14 protein-coding genes are annotated in these 16,482 nt (G+C 46.1%); 5 read left to right on the top strand and 9 right to left on the bottom strand.

Features of this window, described 5'->3' with window-relative positions; all coding sequences use genetic code 11:
* The coding region (locus tag BIZ37_RS24970) for a polysaccharide export protein (RefSeq protein ID WP_187463816.1) at positions 1 to 1,115 on the bottom strand (1,115 nt) is incomplete at its 3' end.
* Positions 1,116 to 1,867: 752 nt separating this feature from the next.
* Between BIZ37_RS24970 and BIZ37_RS24965 the strand changes: the two genes are divergently transcribed.
* The 4 genes from BIZ37_RS24965 to BIZ37_RS24950 all read left to right on the top strand — a co-directional run bounded on the left by BIZ37_RS24965 (position 1,868) and on the right by BIZ37_RS24950 (position 6,137).
* Positions 1,868 to 2,161 (top strand): hypothetical protein, encoded by a 294-nt coding sequence (locus BIZ37_RS24965; RefSeq protein ID WP_187463815.1) that lies wholly within the window; start codon positions 1,868 to 1,870, stop codon positions 2,159 to 2,161.
* 163 nt (positions 2,162 to 2,324) lie between these two features.
* Positions 2,325 to 3,044: a YjbF family lipoprotein gene (locus BIZ37_RS24960; protein ID WP_187463814.1), complete on the top strand. Its 720-nt coding sequence runs from the start codon at positions 2,325 to 2,327 to the stop codon at positions 3,042 to 3,044.
* Positions 3,045 to 3,288: 244 nt separating this feature from the next.
* Positions 3,289 to 3,909: a capsule biosynthesis GfcC family protein gene (locus BIZ37_RS24955; protein ID WP_222939821.1), complete on the top strand. Its 621-nt coding sequence runs from the start codon at positions 3,289 to 3,291 to the stop codon at positions 3,907 to 3,909.
* Positions 3,910 to 3,911: 2 nt separating this feature from the next.
* Entirely contained in the window at positions 3,912 to 6,137 is a 2,226-nt protein-coding gene (locus BIZ37_RS24950) for a YjbH domain-containing protein (RefSeq protein WP_187463812.1), read from the top strand.
* Positions 6,138 to 6,242: 105 nt separating this feature from the next.
* Here BIZ37_RS24950 and BIZ37_RS24945 read toward each other — a convergent pair whose 3' ends face one another.
* From BIZ37_RS24945 to BIZ37_RS24925, 4 genes are all read right to left on the bottom strand, one after another.
* Entirely contained in the window at positions 6,243 to 6,458 is a 216-nt protein-coding gene (locus BIZ37_RS24945) for a hypothetical protein (protein WP_187463811.1), read from the bottom strand.
* Positions 6,459 to 6,935: 477 nt separating this feature from the next.
* Positions 6,936 to 7,223: a YfcL family protein gene (locus tag BIZ37_RS24935; protein WP_187463809.1), complete on the bottom strand. Its 288-nt coding sequence runs from the start codon at positions 7,221 to 7,223 to the stop codon at positions 6,936 to 6,938.
* Between the two features lie 48 nt (positions 7,224 to 7,271).
* Entirely contained in the window at positions 7,272 to 7,814 is a 543-nt protein-coding gene (locus BIZ37_RS24930; protein WP_370577696.1) for an elongation factor P hydroxylase, read from the bottom strand.
* Positions 7,811 to 8,365, bottom strand: coding sequence for a sugar transferase (locus tag BIZ37_RS24925; RefSeq protein ID WP_370577700.1), 555 nt, complete (start codon positions 8,363 to 8,365; stop codon positions 7,811 to 7,813). Before BIZ37_RS24925 ends, BIZ37_RS24930 begins: the two co-directional genes overlap by 4 nt.
* A 389-nt stretch (positions 8,366 to 8,754) precedes the next feature.
* On the opposite strand from BIZ37_RS24925, the gene BIZ37_RS24920 reads away from it, so the two are divergent.
* Positions 8,755 to 10,656: a nucleoside-diphosphate sugar epimerase/dehydratase gene (locus tag BIZ37_RS24920; protein WP_187463807.1), complete on the top strand. Its 1,902-nt coding sequence runs from the start codon at positions 8,755 to 8,757 to the stop codon at positions 10,654 to 10,656.
* Positions 10,657 to 10,962: 306 nt separating this feature from the next.
* On the opposite strand, the gene BIZ37_RS24915 is transcribed toward BIZ37_RS24920, so the two are convergent.
* From BIZ37_RS24915 to rfbA, 4 genes are all read right to left on the bottom strand, one after another.
* Positions 10,963 to 14,058: a glycosyltransferase gene (locus BIZ37_RS24915; RefSeq protein ID WP_187463806.1), complete on the bottom strand. Its 3,096-nt coding sequence runs from the start codon at positions 14,056 to 14,058 to the stop codon at positions 10,963 to 10,965.
* 125 nt (positions 14,059 to 14,183) lie between these two features.
* Positions 14,184 to 14,723 carry a dTDP-4-dehydrorhamnose 3,5-epimerase gene (rfbC, locus tag BIZ37_RS24910; protein ID WP_187463805.1) on the bottom strand — a complete coding sequence of 180 codons (540 nt, stop codon included), beginning with the start codon at positions 14,721 to 14,723 and terminating at the stop codon, positions 14,184 to 14,186.
* A 21-nt stretch (positions 14,724 to 14,744) separates the two neighbouring features.
* On the bottom strand, positions 14,745 to 15,617 hold the full coding sequence (rfbD, locus tag BIZ37_RS24905) for a dTDP-4-dehydrorhamnose reductase (RefSeq protein ID WP_187463817.1): 873 nt from the start codon (positions 15,615 to 15,617) through the stop codon (positions 14,745 to 14,747).
* A gap of 20 nt (positions 15,618 to 15,637) precedes the next feature.
* Positions 15,638 to 16,482, bottom strand: an 845-nt coding sequence (gene rfbA / locus BIZ37_RS24900; protein WP_187463804.1) for a glucose-1-phosphate thymidylyltransferase RfbA, incomplete at its 5' end; no start/stop codon positions are given.

The following is a 16,482-nucleotide window of genomic DNA, read 5'->3' as shown; positions in this document are numbered from 1 at the left end:
CCTTCAGTTAGCTCATTGAAACCAGTAATGGTAGGCAGAAGTTGACGAACAACACGGTTCCAGCGACTAATTGGCGCGGCGGTTACATAAACAATATCATAAGGCTGCAACTCAAATTCGGTACCAATTACCAAAGCAGACGCATCTTTAACATTTAACTGATAAATGTTTGCTAACGGTTGGCTTTCATCTGTGGTTGACAGTTCGTTACCGCGAATGACAAATACCCCAGTCGCATCAGCTTCTAGTTCGTTGATTCCACCAACGTGACTCAATGCCTCGGTTAGGCTCATGCCGCTACGATCAATTTTAAGCAATTGTGGGTTATTCACCTCACCCATTACGAAGACTTTCTGTGCATCATTTCGTGGCACATGAACAATATCACCTGGGCGTAATAACCGGTTTTGGGTTAAATCACCGCGTTGCATTAGCGCATAAAGTGAAACATTTTCTTCAATGCCATTTCGGGTCAGCGTTACGTTACGCCAGTCAGCACTCTCAGCTAAGCCACCAGCACGGTTAACTGCATCTAATAATGTTAGTGGCACGTTAGTAATTGGCTGCTGGCCCGGCTTGTTGATCTCACCAGTAATATAGGTTTTTTGGGAGCGGAAAGAAGCGACATTGACATCAACCTGTGGGCTTTCGATGTACTTTGCTAGACGAGTGGCAATTTCATCACGTACTTGGGTAACCGTTTTACCCTCTACCTGTACCGAGCCAATGTAAGGATAAAAAATGGAGCCATCAGCATGTACCCAGTTACCCGCTTCGGCTGAGCTTCGATAAGAGCCAGCAGGAATAGTCAGCTCTGGGTGATCCCAAATGGTAATATTTAAAATATCACCAGGTCCGATGTGGTATTGGTAGCGGGCTATTTCAGCATCCAGTGCTGGATTTGCTTTAGAATATACAGCTGGTGATTTGTGCTGCCTGACCGCACTAGCGGTTAGTGGGTACACATTAACCTGTTCGGAAATATCACTGTCTCTTTCTTGTTGTGAGGCAACGACATTTTTATCATCTATTGTTAGGTGTGAACCGGGCACAGTACAACCCGCCAGCAAAGCCGTCGCCACTGCCGGTATAAAGAGCTTCTTTGTGAAATGCATATTTGTTTTCGAAAAGGTTGAAAGAAGAAAAAAAAGTCAGCTATAAGCTATCAGCTATCAGCGTGGATAAAAATACTAAAATGTGAAACTACCGTTAGTTAGATCAGCTATCAGCTATCAGCTATCAGCTATCAGCTATCAGCTTAAGATGAACGGAAGTTCAGAGTTCTAACAAGAAGAACTTTGCGAATTTATACTTCAGTCGGCTTAGCTGTCAGAGTAGTTTAGACACGCTACCGCCCTTAGGTTATGGTTCCTAATGACCGTCAGTTTTGAGTACGGGGTACACACTATCGCAAATATATTACATCGAAATGTCAAATTTCGACTCATAATGAGGGAACTTAATGCCTTCAATATTGATGAAGATTTTACACATTTTTTTTGTTGATAGGAATATGAATTTCATTGAACACATTCCCTCAGTTACACACTTTGTGGTCAAAGTCATGATTTTTAAGCTATAAAATTAATTAAGAAGTTTTCAAAATCATTTTAAAGACAAGAAGTCACATGTAGCACACCTAAATCCTCCTAAAATTGTTTTGCTCAGCAAAGTCACAAATTTTTTGCAAATCGTGTCTTTTTAACGACTTGATTTGAGATTTCATAAAACTCTTTTATGACAATTGATTAGATGCATTGCGGATTTGTGTTAATCACAATATCATTGCATAGAAGGCGGCAACCGCTTGATTGATATTTTTTTACATACATAATTATTACTTTCGACCAACAAGTAAGGGAATAAGATGAAGAAAACAGCTTTGGCAATGATTGCTGCGCTATCTCTAAGTGGCACGGCGTTTGCAGCAACTGAAACTGGTTCAACAGCAGCATCTACTGGCACCTCAACAGCTAGTGCAACTGCAACAACTAGTGGTGCAGCCGCTGGTGCGGGTACTGGTGCAGCAGCAGCGGTAGGCGGTGTTACTGCTACAACTGTTGCAGTTGGTGCAGCTGTTGTTGTTGGAGCTGTTGCCATTGCCGATTCTGGCGGCAGCAACAGCACAACAACAACAGCAACAGCAACAGCAGCTCGATAATCCACATTGAGTTGATGATGGTTAACCGCGCTTGAATTGCGCGGTTAACTTTGTCAGCTGTCCATAGATTTACCTAACGTCAAGTAGAAAGTTACCCCCAATTCTGACACCTTGTTCAAAGGCCCCCGACTATTCTCAATTAAGCAATTTGGATGCTACCTCCATGTTTCGACAAAGTTCAACTGCATTACTTCTCTCATTAACCCTTATTGGCTGCAGTCAAAAGTTTAACGATGTTAACGATACCGTTAACCTTGCTTTTTTTGGCGATAAAGATGCCACCCTAAGCGCAGAAGAAATCAACCAATTGCCTTACGCTAGCATGTATGCCCGGGTTGATGATGGTCCACAGGCTTTCATGGTATTAGCTTTTGCCGAAGAAAGCGCGACTCTTGGATTAACGGATATCTCCGTTATCTCAACGCCAAATACGACAAATCGGTCAAGTACCCAACTTAAGTGGGTATCTGCCGATAAAGGCATGCTTATCACCGAACATGGTCGGATCGTAAAAACCATTAACTTACCATCCGGTAATCTCGTTGACAGCTATAGCAAGCAAACTGACCCACTTGCATTAGGGCTACACTTGCCTACTACCCCAAAACATTGGCAACATTCTATTGATTGGCAACCTGGGTATCATTGGGGCTATCCAGTAAAAAGTGAATTTGACTTCATTACTAACGAACAACTTGATATCAACGATTCGATAAAGCCAAGCAAGTATTACATCGAGCATGTCTCCATCCCCATTTTGAGTATTCAATATGACAATCACTGGTGGATAGATCCAAACACTGGAGCTGTTATTAAGAGCAAACAAAAACTGGCTCCTAATCTGCCTTACATCGAACTGACTCTGCTTAAACCGTTTGCCTAGGGATAATATTGTGAGCGCTTTGTGTTACCACCCAATTCAACAGTTATTGAACCGGTCAAAATGGGCCCAACGAGCTAGGCCTTATTTCATACTTTTTGCCGTAGCTTTCTTTAGCCCTTTCTCTGGTGCTACTACGAACAGCCAGCAACCGTTGATTGTCACCATATATAGTCCTGATAAAACTCAGGCTTGGTCTTTGAACTATCAAGAGCCTATGCGGTTAAGCCAAGTTATAAGCGACAATATGTCTACGCAGTTAGTCAAGACTAAAACTGTTCAAGGCAAACCGTTTCGTGCTGACAGCATCTTCTGGTTAGGAAGTACACTAACCTCAGCAGCTGAACCAGAGAATAAGCCAACCGTTCTTAAGCTTATCGACCAACTTGTTGATAAAGAGCCAACCAGTTTTGCTGTAAAAGCCAGCCTTCGGGCTAACGAGCGTTGGATAAACGATAACATCTTATACACCAAGCAATTTACCCCACTTGATTTTGATGCTATTCGATTAAACAAAAAATTAAACCCTTTGCTTAGCGGCGAATATCATTTCTATTTAGCTAATCGCCCAGAAGATGTTTTGGTCATGGGTGCTACGCAAAAGCCAACACTCATCCAGTGGCAACCACGCTGGTCGGCAAAACAATATCTCGATAAAACAGCATTAATTGACAATCACCAAAAAGATTATGCGGTTGTCATTCAACCAGATGGCGCTGTTCAACACCACCCTATTGCTTACTGGAATAAGGATCATAGGGACGTTGCTCCTGGTGCGACCATTTTTATCGGCTATAACGATTTACCGAGTGATTACAAATCATTCAATCACGAGATGGTTAACTTGCTAACGAACAAGGTGCTGTAATCATGTCAAACAAAGGAATCAATATTCTTACTCAAGTACCTAATGGCTTCTTAACTAATCGCCTCTTTAAGCTGTCTGCGATTGCATTGGCAATCCTGCCAGCATACTCAGCCAATGCCGATGAATTTAGTTACCCAGTATTAAGGCCGTCACAGTCTGACTTTGGTGGTGTCGGCTTGATGCAAATGCCAACTGCACGTATGAACCCAACCGGTGAGTTCAGTGCCGGGGCCACTTATAATAGTGAGTATCATCATTATAATGCCTCTCTTCAGCTCCTCCCTTGGTTTGAAGCGACAATTCGATACACAATAGTGCAGGATGTAAAAAACCTATCATTCGAAGATGGAACAAAATATTCTGATAAGGGTATAGATTTTAAAGTTCGTTTATGGAATGAAAGCTACTGGTTACCAGAAGTCGCTTTTGGAGTACGTGACTTTGGCGGAACCGGCTTATTCGATGGCGAGTTTATTGCCGCCAATAAACAATTTGGCCCTGTCGATGTCACACTCGGTGTTGCATGGGGTTACATGGGTAACAGCGGCAATGTTACCAACCCATTATGTGATTTAGCCGACCGCTTCTGTGAGCGCGAAATTGGTGGTCAATGGGGAACAGCTAACTTTGATAACTTCTTCAGTGGCCCAATGTCATTATATGGTGGTCTTGAGTATCAAAGCCCGTGGGAACCATTACGATTTAAGCTAGAATATGACGCCAACGATTACGAAGGTGATTTTCCAGTTACCAGCGGTGATATTAAAATGCCGCAGGACAGCAAGTTTAACTATGGTGCACTATACCGGCTTGGTAACTGGGGGGATCTACGCCTAAGTTATGAACGCGGCAACACTTGGACATTTGGCTTTAATCTATATACCAACTTCAATAGCCTAAAATCAGGCTGGCAAGATGAGCCAGCGCCAAATTATGTCCCACGAAGTGAAAACTCATCAAACGCTCCCGATCTAACTAATTCAGAATGGCAGGTTCTTGCTGACGAACTCCATTCGATAGCGGGGTATAAGAACCCTACTATCCATTACGATGAAAACAGTGTCACTGTCAGTGCCGATCAAAGCAAATACCGTGACCGTAACGAAGCCCATGAACGTGCCGCGACCGTGTTGGCTAACCGAGGCCCAGATGTGGCCGAATATCGTTTGATTGAAACCAGCAACCACCAGGCAATCACCGAAACTCGGATTGATGCCAAGAAATTCAGCCAAATTGCCAATGTTGAATATATTGGTGCGAATGTTGAAGACAGCAGTTCGGTTGCAACGCCGAATGAGCCAGAAGGTCAATTGGTGGCAGAGCCAAGTAGACGCTGGGATGTCAACCTTTCACCAACATTACAGCAATCTATCGGCAATCCCGATGATTTTTATCTCTTCAATATAGGTATCAATGCCGGAGCGAACTATTGGTTTACTGACAATATTGAACTCGGTGGCTCTGTCTACTTCAATATCTATGATAACTACGATAAGTTCTTGTATGACGTACCGCCCGATGGCACTGATTTGAAACGCGTCCGTACCTTGGTTCGCCAATATATTAGTGATAACCCTGTCCGTCTTGATAACCTACAGCTTACTTGGATGGATAAATTAGGGGATAACTGGTACAGCCAAGCGTATGGCGGCTATCTGGAAATGATGTTTGGTGGTGTCGGTGGAGAACTACTTTATCGCCCACTCGGCGCAAATTGGGCTGTCGGCATGGATGTTAACTATGTGGTACAGCGTGACCCAGACTCGGCATTTGGCTTCTTTACTGAAGAAAATCAATTTGACCCAATTACTAACCGTCCATACCGGGTACAAACTGGGGCGATGACTGGCCATGTCTCCGGCTACTATCAACCACAGTGGGATTGGTTACCAAATACTTTGTTTAAAGTTAGTGCGGGTCAGTACCTTACTGAAGATCTCGGTGTCACTATTGATTTCTCGAAGCAATTCGATAGTGGTATCACCGCTGGTGCTTTTGCCACCTTTACGGATTTATCTGCAGATGAATACGGTGAAGGCAGCTACACCAAAGGCTTCTATATCTCGATACCGTTTGACGTGATGACAGTGAAACCGAGTACTAACCGTGCAACGATTTCTTGGCTCCCTCTAACCCGTGACGGTGGCCAAATGCTAAACCGTAAATACCAACTGTTTGGGGTGACGGATGCAAGATCGCCATGGTATAGCAAGAAAGCGATGAACTAGGAAAAGCGGTTCTGTGGTTCTGTGGTTCTGTGGTTCTGTGGTTCTGTGGTTCTGTGGTTCTGTGGTTCTGTGGTTCTGAAGGATTGTAAAACCCTAACTTAAATTTCAAGCCTCACTCAACCATGAGTGAGGCTTTTTTTGCGCATCGGTCAAGTAACAAGGCAAAGCAAGGTTTTTCAAATTTCCAGACCAATTTGCTTGTAAGAACAGGATCGGCAACTCAACGCCAATCATCACAATCAGCCAATAAATCATTAATTTTATTATAATAAAATACCCCGCAATCATTGGGGTGGTTTTCTTTTTCTTCGTCTCATTCATGAGTCGATGGGAGTAAATTATTCTAGATGCCCGACATGTACTTTGATGATCATCTATCATAAATAAAGGACAAGGTTGTTAGTTGATTGACGACATAATATTAACGTTAAAAAACTTCTAATGATCATTTTCAAACTTTAGACAATATAGAGAGATAGAGCATGATGAGGGCATATGCTCGGTTCACTGTGAACCATCCGTTTTTTCATTCATTTAATTTGGTCGTCGTACTAGGTATATTTACCCTCAGCTGCTATCAACTTCTGGTTGAGGAAAACTTGGTGTTCGGAGCCGGTTTCCTCGTAGTGATGATTGCATTAGCTCTCTTTGCTGGCGCAGCTGATTATCGCAGTAAATATCTAACTCACGATAAGTTATAACAATCAGCAAGACCTTTGACCTTTTATTTCTCAGCTTTTAACAAAAAAGCAGCCCTATAAGGCTGCCCTTCCAATTACCGCGCAATATTTTGCCAGACTAGCGCTGTTCACCCAGTGATAGCTTTGCCTGCTTTTGCAGTGTGGCCCATAGTTCTGCCACAAATTGCTGATCGGCCGGGGACAATTCACTTCGCGCCTCGGCCAAGCTGTTTTCAATCGCCTCATCCATCTGCGCAATAGACCCTTCCGGCATGCTTTCACATTTAGCCGCAGACAGGGAGATATGACCACGCAAGTAGCCTCCAGCAAACAACTCATCATCGCTAGCCGAGGCCACAGTGTCATCAATCAGCGTCAGTAACGCCTCTTCGTAATGTAGGATCATTTTATATTCCGGTTCTGTGATTCGGTGCGCTTCCCACCGTACCATATGTTATTTAAACGTCGCAGGCGTTAAAGCGGGTATCCCATAGTGGTTACGCAAAGCTTCAGACAACACTTTAGCGCGCTCTGGAATGCCGTGTTCTAGGTATAGGAGCACTTGCTCCCTGACCTTGTTGGTAAAGCCGATTCGATCAGGCTCTATCGAGCCACTTAAATTATCACAGCTGACTTGGAAGCGGAAACCACAACTGGCAGCCAACAGCCATTCCACTGCTTGGGGCTTCACCTCCACCACTTCAAAAGCGGCTTGCTGTTCTGCCGTACGACCATCAGGTTCATACCAGTAACCATAATCTTCCAGTAATCGCCTTTGCGGCCCGGCAATACACCAGTGGGCGATTTCATGCAGCGCCGAAGCAAAGTAGCCCCTTGCAAAGATCACCCTATGGTGCGGATTGTTCTCATCGGCAGGTAGGTAAATCGGCTCTTCCTCCCCTCGCACCAATTCAGTGTTATGGCTTGTAAGGAAGGTTTGATTAAACACAGCGATAATGTCACGGATATCGTGTTCGAGAGTTACCAATGCTGTCACGACTTCACCCTATCGCCCGCACCTTTACCTGTTGCCGTTTGCAAAATATAAGTAAAGTAATTCTTAAGCGAGAAGTGTTGGATCATCTCCGCATCAAGCTTAGACAGCTGTTGTGGAGTCGACATGTCTACTCCCCGAACTTGGGCAAGGCCAGTGATCCCCGGGCGAACGGCAAAGACGCCTTCACGTTCGCGTGCCTCGATGAGTTCGGTTTGGTTAAACAAACAAGGGCGTGGGCCAACGATACTCATCTCGCCTTTGAGGACATTAACAAGTTGGGGCAATTCATCCAATTTGGTTTTACGTAGGATACGGCCAAGGGGCGTTACCGCATTGGCGTCGACCATATGGGTTGCTACCGATTGGGTTGTCGGTGCCATTGTTCTGAACTTATACAGGTTGAACGGCTTTTGGTGTTGCCCTACCCGTTCTTGAACGAAAATAGGCGAACCCGTTTCACGCTGACCGAGGCAATAGACAACAGCCATAACCGGTGACAAGGCTACTAGCCCAGCAGCGGCCAGTGTGCGGTCCAACACCTGTATTTTCAAGTTGTTCATGAATCATCTCTCTGTGCTTTTGTTCAATCCCTCAGCAAGGGAGTCAGGCGGTCACTAAGACATGCGCCCTTTTACAGGGGAAACATCTACTTGTAAAGAGCTACCTAACCGCTCAGCAAACTGCAGTTGTTCTAGCCGTCTCATTGATGAGGTATCTTATCATGCTTTGCCATCAACCGATGGCAAATGGGGATTTCACAACAACAAACATAAGAAGGAGGAAGATGCTTTCAACAGCAAATCTCATTCTCAAGCACCGCCTTTTAAATAAACGATTATTCTTTTAGGTGTAAGTCCTGCGTCATCTTTATTAGCTATATAGCATTATGCTTGGTATGATCGCAGCCGTTATCGACCTTCCGCTCCGGGATTAGTTTTGTATGTTTACTCCCTTAAAATTGTTCCTCCAATCACAGCGTAAACACAAGCGTTATCTTACTGTCGCTTACGATGTCATTGCCCTCTTTGGTTCGCTCTATTGTGCATTGGCTATCCGACTGGGCGAATGGCCTTTAACACTCGGCACCCCCGAAATCATCAGCGCCGTTGTTACAGTCATGCTGTCAATATTCCTGTTTACTAAGTTGGGCTTATACCGGGCGGTATTGCGCTACATGATGATCCCAGCCCTTGGGCATATTTTCGCGGCAATCTCTCTCTCCGCAATTGTGCTGTCACTGTCTGGTTTCTTCCTCCAGTCTTTTGTACCGCGTAGCGTTCCATTGATCTATGCTGCCCTTGCCTACCTGACCCTAGGCGGCCCACGTATAGTATTTCGCACCATTTACTACCACTACAACAAGCGACGTAAGCCCAATGTATTAATCTACGGTGCGGGTTCGACAGGCCGACAACTGGCGTATTCCTTAATTAACGGCCATGAATACCACCCTGTCGTGATTATTGATGACGACTACCAAAAAGTAGGCCAAATCATCTCAGGCCTACGGGTTCACCACAGTAAAGATATGCAAAAGTTGCTATCACTGTACGAACCGGTGAAGCTGTTGCTTGCCATCAACAATATCTCCAAGACTAAACGCCAAGACCTTATCGAACGCTGTGCAGAGTTTCCGATTGCCATTCAATCGGTACCCTCTGTTGAAGATATCGCATCGGGTCAGGCGCGCCTTGATGAAGTGAAAGACCTTACGATTAGCGATCTTCTTGGACGCACCCAAGTCGAACCTAATCATGAGCTGCTCAGCCGAAATATTACCGGTAAATCAGTCATGGTAACCGGCGCCGGCGGGTCTATTGGCTCAGAACTTTGCCGCCAGATAATCCGTCAAAACCCGACGACCTTGGTACTTTTCGAGCTCAATGAGTACAACCTTTATGCCATCGAACGTGAAATGCAGTCGATGAAGTCTTCACTCAAACTCGATGTCAACATCGTTGCGTCCCTCGGTTCCGTGCAACGAAAGAATCGCGTTAAACATTTGATGACAACCCACCAGGTTGAGACTGTTTACCATTCAGCGGCTTACAAGCATGTCCCACTGGTTGAAGACAACGTTATCGAAGGTGTGCGCAACAATATTTTTGGCACTTTGTACGTCGCAGAAGCGGCTATTGAAGCGGGCGTAAAAAACTTTACCCTTATCTCTACCGATAAAGCCGTTCGCCCAACCAATATTATGGGTACCAGCAAAAGGATGGCGGAACTGCTACTTCAGGCACAAGCTGATAAACAGTCTTCCACCACCTTTACCATCGTACGCTTTGGTAATGTTTTGGGCTCTTCAGGCTCTGTTGTCCCGCTGTTCAAACAGCAGATTAAACAAGGCGGGCCAGTAACAGTCACCCACCCGGATATTACCCGCTATTTCATGCTGATCCCTGAGGCTGCCCAACTCGTCATTCAAGCCGGGGCAATGGCGCACAACGGGCAGGTATTCCTGCTGGACATGGGTAAACCAGTAAAAATCCTTGATTTGGCTGAGCGAATGATCAAGTTGATGGGTTACTCAGTGAAGAACGGTCAGAGCAGCGACAAATACGGCGATGAAATTGAAATCCAATTTACCGGCTTACGCCCAGGCGAAAAACTCTACGAAGAGTTGCTGATTGGCGACAATGTCGAGGGCACGTTCCACCCTGCCATCTACTCGGCGAAAGAAGAAAAGCTATCTTGGGAAGAGATGAACCGTTTGCTCGATGAGCTTGATGAGAGTTGCCACCTTTTCCAAATTGAAAAAGTCGTCAAATTATTGGTTGATGCACCAACTGGCTACACGGGTAAGCACCCTTTAGCCATCCTTGACGAACAAAAACAATAACAGAATAGCTAAACTGGCTGCTGAACACTGCGTCATCATAAAACCTAATACCCTATACTGCCTGCAACTTAAGTAGTTCTGTCAGGCAATAGGGTACTAAAACAATGCCGTTTTCGACTTAGCCCCTCTCGCAGAGAATAACAGTGGTGCTTTTTAGCTCCAAAGCCTACCGCTGATTTGCTTGAAGGCTCCTCGCCAGCAACAAGGTTCTATTTCAAATACAAAAAAACACCAAGCTGATTAGGCCTGGTGTTTTTGTTTGATGCTATCTGGCCCTATCAGGCCAGATTACCTATAAAACTAGGCTCAGTTTTCTTCCTGCGCCAGTTTAGATTGTTCAGCTTGCTGGATAAGCTCTTGCTGCTTCTCCATGGCGCTCTGGAATGCAGAGTCCAACAGCAACGCCCTACGCAACCTCTCCTGTTCGTTACTTGGCGTACGGAACAGTGATGTTGTCTTAGGTACAAACTTGAAGGTCGAGTTCAATGCATATTTGGTCCACAGGTTCCAGTCTTCCAAATGCTCCATTGTCTCGTCAAAACCACCCAATTCGGTATACAGGGATTTTTTGAACAAAATAGCCTGAATTGGAATATAGTTATGTCGCAACATGGTTTCGACGTCAAACTCCTGATGGAAAACAGGCAGGGTTTCAAAATGATGCTCTTTGTACGTAGGCACTTCCTTAGAGCGATCAACATCCGTGTGGACATCCCATGCCAACGAGTAAGCCGCCCCTAACTTAGGATCAGCCAACATTTCATCCACCAGCACTTCAACGTGATCCGGGAAGATCAAGTCATCGTCATCAAGGAATAGGCAGTATTCCCCGCTGGCCATTTCTAGTCCTTGGTTACCTGTGTGGGAACGTCCCTTCTTGTCAAAACCGGCGAAGCGTACTGTGTAGTTTTCACCGTAAGCAGCTTTCGCTTCCTCGACAAGCGGTTTCATCGTTTCACCACCGTCTTCAACAATAACATGCTCGATATTTGGGTAAGTCTGGTTAATCACAGAAGCAATACACTCCTTGAGCCAGAACTCACGACCACGGTAAGTACGGGTAACAATAGTCACCTTAGGCAATTCGCGCTGTTGGTTCTCTGGGTTCAGCGTGTAAAAAGCCCCGTCCCTTGTCATTTCGTAGTCAAAGCCACGGAATGGGAAGTAGACCCCTTCACGGCGCTGGGTACCGAGGAAATGGCGACCATCTTTAAATAGTTTATTGACATTACCCAGCAGTAGCTTACGGCTGTCTGGGAAACTACCACCACGTACCATCAAAGCAGCCTGAAGTGCCAGTGCAGACACTTTGTCTACGTTGTTACCGTAACGGAAGCGCAGCAATGCATTGGCAACGGTACTACCGGTAAACTGGATTGGCTTAACCTGATTGACTTCATCATAGGTATAGTGGTGAACATATGCGGCAGGTACATATCGCAGAATGTAACCGGCATTTCGGAAACGGTAAGAGAGTTCTACGTCTTCACCATACATGAAGATACGGTGCTCGTAGCCACCGACCGCATCGTATGCCGAACGCCTGATCAGAATACAGGCATGAGAGCTCCAAGCCGCTTCCAGCGTGACAGGATCGTAATACTTTGGATGCTCGTAAGGCTTCTGGCGAAGCTCCCAACTGGCTACCTCTTCACTGTCATCAACGGCAAAGTTAACCACATTGCTGATAGCTTGAGGAGAGAACTCCAAGTCAATGTTGGTAACAAGGACGAACTCAGTATCGCTTTGAGTGATAGCATAATCATGACCGGCACCGAAACCAAGGTTCGGGCGCTGGTGTACCGATACTGAAGCAAAAGCTTCCTGGTGCTCTGACTTGAAAGCATTCAGTTTTTCTACAGTATCATCCGTTGAACCATTATCTACGAAGTGCAGGTGCATCTTATGGCAAGGGTACTGCTGGGCTAGCAATGACTGGGAAAAAGTCGGCAACCAGCGGCCATTGTTGTAAGTCACAACGGTAACGGCAACTTCTGGTTGGGCATCCCCCAAACGAAATGCAGCAGTCTTAACGTGGGCGTCAGAAAACAGCACGTTGGCACGCTTGTCTGACACGCTTTGGATACTGTGCAAATTCTGCGAAGAATGAGGAGCCGCCTGACATTTATGCTTTAGCGCATGATACTTAAGCTGTAACTTTCTGGCCAAAGGCAATAGCGGCGTTTTTTTAATCGCTCCCTTCAGGCGTGACATATAATGCGGGGAATATTGACCTGGCTTGGTGATCAAGCGACGGATACCACGCATAGGTTTAGTAATCACCCACGACTTCGAAGCAATTAATTGGTTGTAGCTTTCTTGAATTCCGGCCAGAGCACCAGCTTGTTCGGCAAGCTGTTCATTCTCAGCGTTAAGCTTACAGACCTGACATTTTAGTTGGCCTATCTGCTCTTCATGTTGATTAATTTTCTGAACCTGCTCTTCCAATCGCTGATTGGTCGCAAGAATAGAAATATCACGCTCATGCAAGGCTTGGCCACGAAGATACAGTTCATCCGCCTGGGCAACCACCTCTTTATCTAATGCCAATTTATCTTCTAGTAGGGCAAAGTAATCGGCATAGTGTTCAAAAAAGGCTTCTTGCTGCTGTTCAAGGAAAGCAACGTCAATGTCTTCCAGTGGTTTATCCACCAAAGACAGAGTGTAGCGGTAAAGGTTGACCAAAGCAGGGGAAAGCTGTGGGTCTTTTTCAAGCAATGACAGCGGCGACTCAGAATGAACCAAAGAGCGGTCAAGGAAGCCCTCAGCAAACTGCTCAAGCAAAGCCTGGTCAACATCAAGCCCTAGCACCTTGGCAACAGATTCCATGCTGGCCGATGTCTCGGACATGATATCTTCAAAGTGAACCAGTGCACACGGGTTGTTTTGGGCAAATTTCAGGGCAGATACCGTGTATTTAACCCACAACGACAAACCGTAGTAGCGATCCATCTGGTTGCGTGATGTCAGCGACTTGGCAACATCCAGAGGGTTTCGCATACAAACCAGATACTTGGCCTCAACACCTGCTGTTTCGAATACATGCGTCCAGAATGATTCCAGTACTGATGTACGAGGGTCTTTGACACCCCAAACTTCGCGCTGTACAACACGTTCTTCCACCAAAGCAACAGCTTCGGCAAACAGAGCTTTATATTCTACACTCTCAACCAGCGGGGCTAAGCCCAAGCGGTTGTCATCCCACGATGACTCCTGGAGTGCCAGTAGGGATTCATTAATTTCAAGGACCTTGATATCTTCCCAGAAGCCTTTTTGGTTATCTTCTTTTGCACCCAGCACCTCCTCACTGAGGGAGATGCCCAAGGCCTCCAAGCCCTTTGTTATCGCACTGGTACCGCTTCGGTGCATACCAATTACCACAACAACTTGTTTTTGCGACATTTACTGCTCCACACACATTTTCGAGCAAAGCAGTGATGATATAAACTGACCTCATATCATCACTGTTTTAATAATCAAAAGCGACTGGCCAGATTAGGACAGTCGCTCTGAAGTTAGTTCAAGATCTACAGGTATTCTGCATCTTTGAACAAGGTTCCTTCAGCATCTTTGGCTGATAGGGATGGCTCGCCGTCCAGCGGCCATTCAATGCCCAACGCAGGATCATTCCAAGCAATAGAGTGTTCTGCTTTAGGGTTGTAGTAGTCAGTACACTTATAGACAAACTCTGCACTTTCAGACGTCACATAGAAACCATGGGCGAAGCCTTCCGGTACCCAAAGTTGACGCTTGTTCTCAGCAGACAGCAATACACCTACCCATTGACCAAATGTCGGCGAATCTTTGCGGATATCAACCGCTACATCGTACACTTCACCAGAGACGACACGGACCAGTTTGCCTTGGGTGTTTTCTGTCTGGTAGTGCAAACCACGCAGAATGCCCTTGTTTGACTTTGAATGGTTGTCTTGGACAAACTGACGCTCAGCTACTAGCTGGCTGAATTTTTCCTGCTGCCACGTTTCCATAAAGAACCCGCGCTCGTCACCAAACACCGCCGGCTCGATGATTTTGACATCTGGGATCTTGGTATCAATCACTTTCATTGTTATATCTCTATTTAATGCTTATCCGTATGGGCGGATATCAGCCAATGCAGCCTGCCAATCACAAGCCGCAATGCCAAAATTGGTTTCAATTTTATCCATCGACAGACGGGAGTTCGCCGGGCGTTTAGCCGGTGTCGGGTAGTCCGCTGTTGTAATACTGCTAAGCGCAGGGATGGTATCAATCACACCTTGGGCTTTTGCCTGCTCGAAAATATGAGAAGCAAACTCGAACCAACTTACACTTGGTAGGCCAGAATAGTGGTAAACACCCCATGCGACACTCTCACCACGCATGAAGCGCTCAGCGATAACAATCAGTGCTGCAGCAATGTCACCTGCATAGGTTGGGCCACCGAACTGATCACCGACAATACCAAGCTGGTCACGATCACGACCTAGGCGGATCATGGTTTTGACGAAGTTGTTACCTGTCTCACCGAACACCCATGCAGTACGCAAGATGATGTGTTGCGGACACGCTTCACAGACCGCCAACTCACCCGCCAGCTTGCTCTCACCGTAAACACCTTGTGGGTTTGTCAGATCACCTTCGCTGTATGCCCCTTCTTCATCACCGGAAAACACGTAATCGGTGGAGATATGGAGCATTGCCGCACCGGCTTTTTCTGCCGCTCGAGCAAGGAAGCGAGGACCATCACGGTTAATTTGGTAGGACAACTCCACTTCTTCTTCAGCACGGTCTACCGCTGTATGTGCAGCAGCATTGATCACCACATCTGGGTTAAACGCGGCAACGGCCTCGGTTACTGCGGCTTCATCGGTAATATCTAACTGGTCACGGTCAACCGCCAGTACCTCAGCTTTACCTTCAAGCTGAGCGACCAAGCTGCTACCTACCTGGCCATTACAACCAGTTACCAAAACTTTCATCATTGTTTGCTCCCAGCGGATTAGCGCTTGCTGTTTTTCTCTTTGACCAGAGAAGTCAGGTAACGGCCGTATTCATTCTTCATCATTGGCTTAGCAATATCTAACAACTGGGTGTCGTCCAGCCAGCCATTGCGCCATGCAACTTCTTCCAGGCAAGCCACTTTTAGGCCTTGGACGTTCTCGATCGTCTGGACGAACGAAGAGGCTTCATGCAGGCTTTCGTGGGTACCGGTATCCAACCAAGCAAAACCACGGCCAAGTAGTTCGACATTCAATGAGCCGTCTTCTAGGTACATTTGGTTGAGCGTGGTAATTTCTAGCTCGCCACGTTCCGATGGCTTCACTTGCTTGGCCATCTCAACCACACGGTTATCGTAAAAATACAGGCCGGTCACGGCGTAGTTTGATTTTGGCTGTTCTGGCTTCTCTTCAATAGAAACCGCTTTCATGTTTTCGTCAAACTCAACCACACCAAAACGTTCTGGATCTTTGACTTGGTAGCCAAAGACCGTTGCCCCGCTTTCACGCTCTGCGGCGTTACGCAGGGTTTTCGAGAACGACTGGCCATAGAAGATGTTATCCCCCAGAATCAGGCAGCAGCTGTCATCACCAATGAAGTCTTCACCGATAATAAACGCCTGTGCTAAGCCGTCTGGGCTCGGCTGGATAGCGTATTCCAGATTGATACCGTAATCACTACCATCGCCCAGCAGGCGGCGGAATGACTCATTGTCTTCAGGGGTAGTGATCACCAAGACATCTCGGATACCCGCTAGCATTAATGTCGATAGCGGGTAATAAATCATCGGCTTGTCATAAACAGGCAATAACTGCTTGGAGACCCCACGGGTAATCGGATATAGGC

Source organism: Photobacterium sp. BZF1 (assembly GCF_014349205.1).
GTDB lineage: Bacteria > Pseudomonadota > Gammaproteobacteria > Enterobacterales > Vibrionaceae > Photobacterium.
This window is presented reverse-complemented; position numbering and strand designations above follow the sequence as displayed.

Excerpts from the sequence above, each read along its gene's own strand:
- BIZ37_RS24965 (WP_187463815.1), top strand. The coding sequence starts at position 1,868 with ATGAAGAAAACAGCTTTGGCAATGATTGCTGCGCTATCTCTAAGTGGC.
- BIZ37_RS24960 (WP_187463814.1), top strand. The coding sequence starts at position 2,325 with ATGTTTCGACAAAGTTCAACTGCATTACTTCTCTCATTAACCCTTATT.
- BIZ37_RS24955 (WP_222939821.1), top strand. The coding sequence starts at position 3,289 with ATGTCTACGCAGTTAGTCAAGACTAAAACTGTTCAAGGCAAACCGTTT.
- BIZ37_RS24950 (WP_187463812.1), top strand. The coding sequence starts at position 3,912 with ATGTCAAACAAAGGAATCAATATTCTTACTCAAGTACCTAATGGCTTC.
- BIZ37_RS24945 (WP_187463811.1), bottom strand. The coding sequence starts at position 6,458 with ATGAATGAGACGAAGAAAAAGAAAACCACCCCAATGATTGCGGGGTAT.
- BIZ37_RS24935 (WP_187463809.1), bottom strand. The coding sequence starts at position 7,223 with ATGATCCTACATTACGAAGAGGCGTTACTGACGCTGATTGATGACACT.
- BIZ37_RS24920 (WP_187463807.1), top strand. The coding sequence starts at position 8,755 with ATGTTTACTCCCTTAAAATTGTTCCTCCAATCACAGCGTAAACACAAG.
- BIZ37_RS24915 (WP_187463806.1), bottom strand. The coding sequence starts at position 14,058 with ATGTCGCAAAAACAAGTTGTTGTGGTAATTGGTATGCACCGAAGCGGT.
- rfbC (WP_187463805.1), bottom strand. The coding sequence starts at position 14,723 with ATGAAAGTGATTGATACCAAGATCCCAGATGTCAAAATCATCGAGCCG.
- rfbD (WP_187463817.1), bottom strand. The coding sequence starts at position 15,617 with ATGAAAGTTTTGGTAACTGGTTGTAATGGCCAGGTAGGTAGCAGCTTG.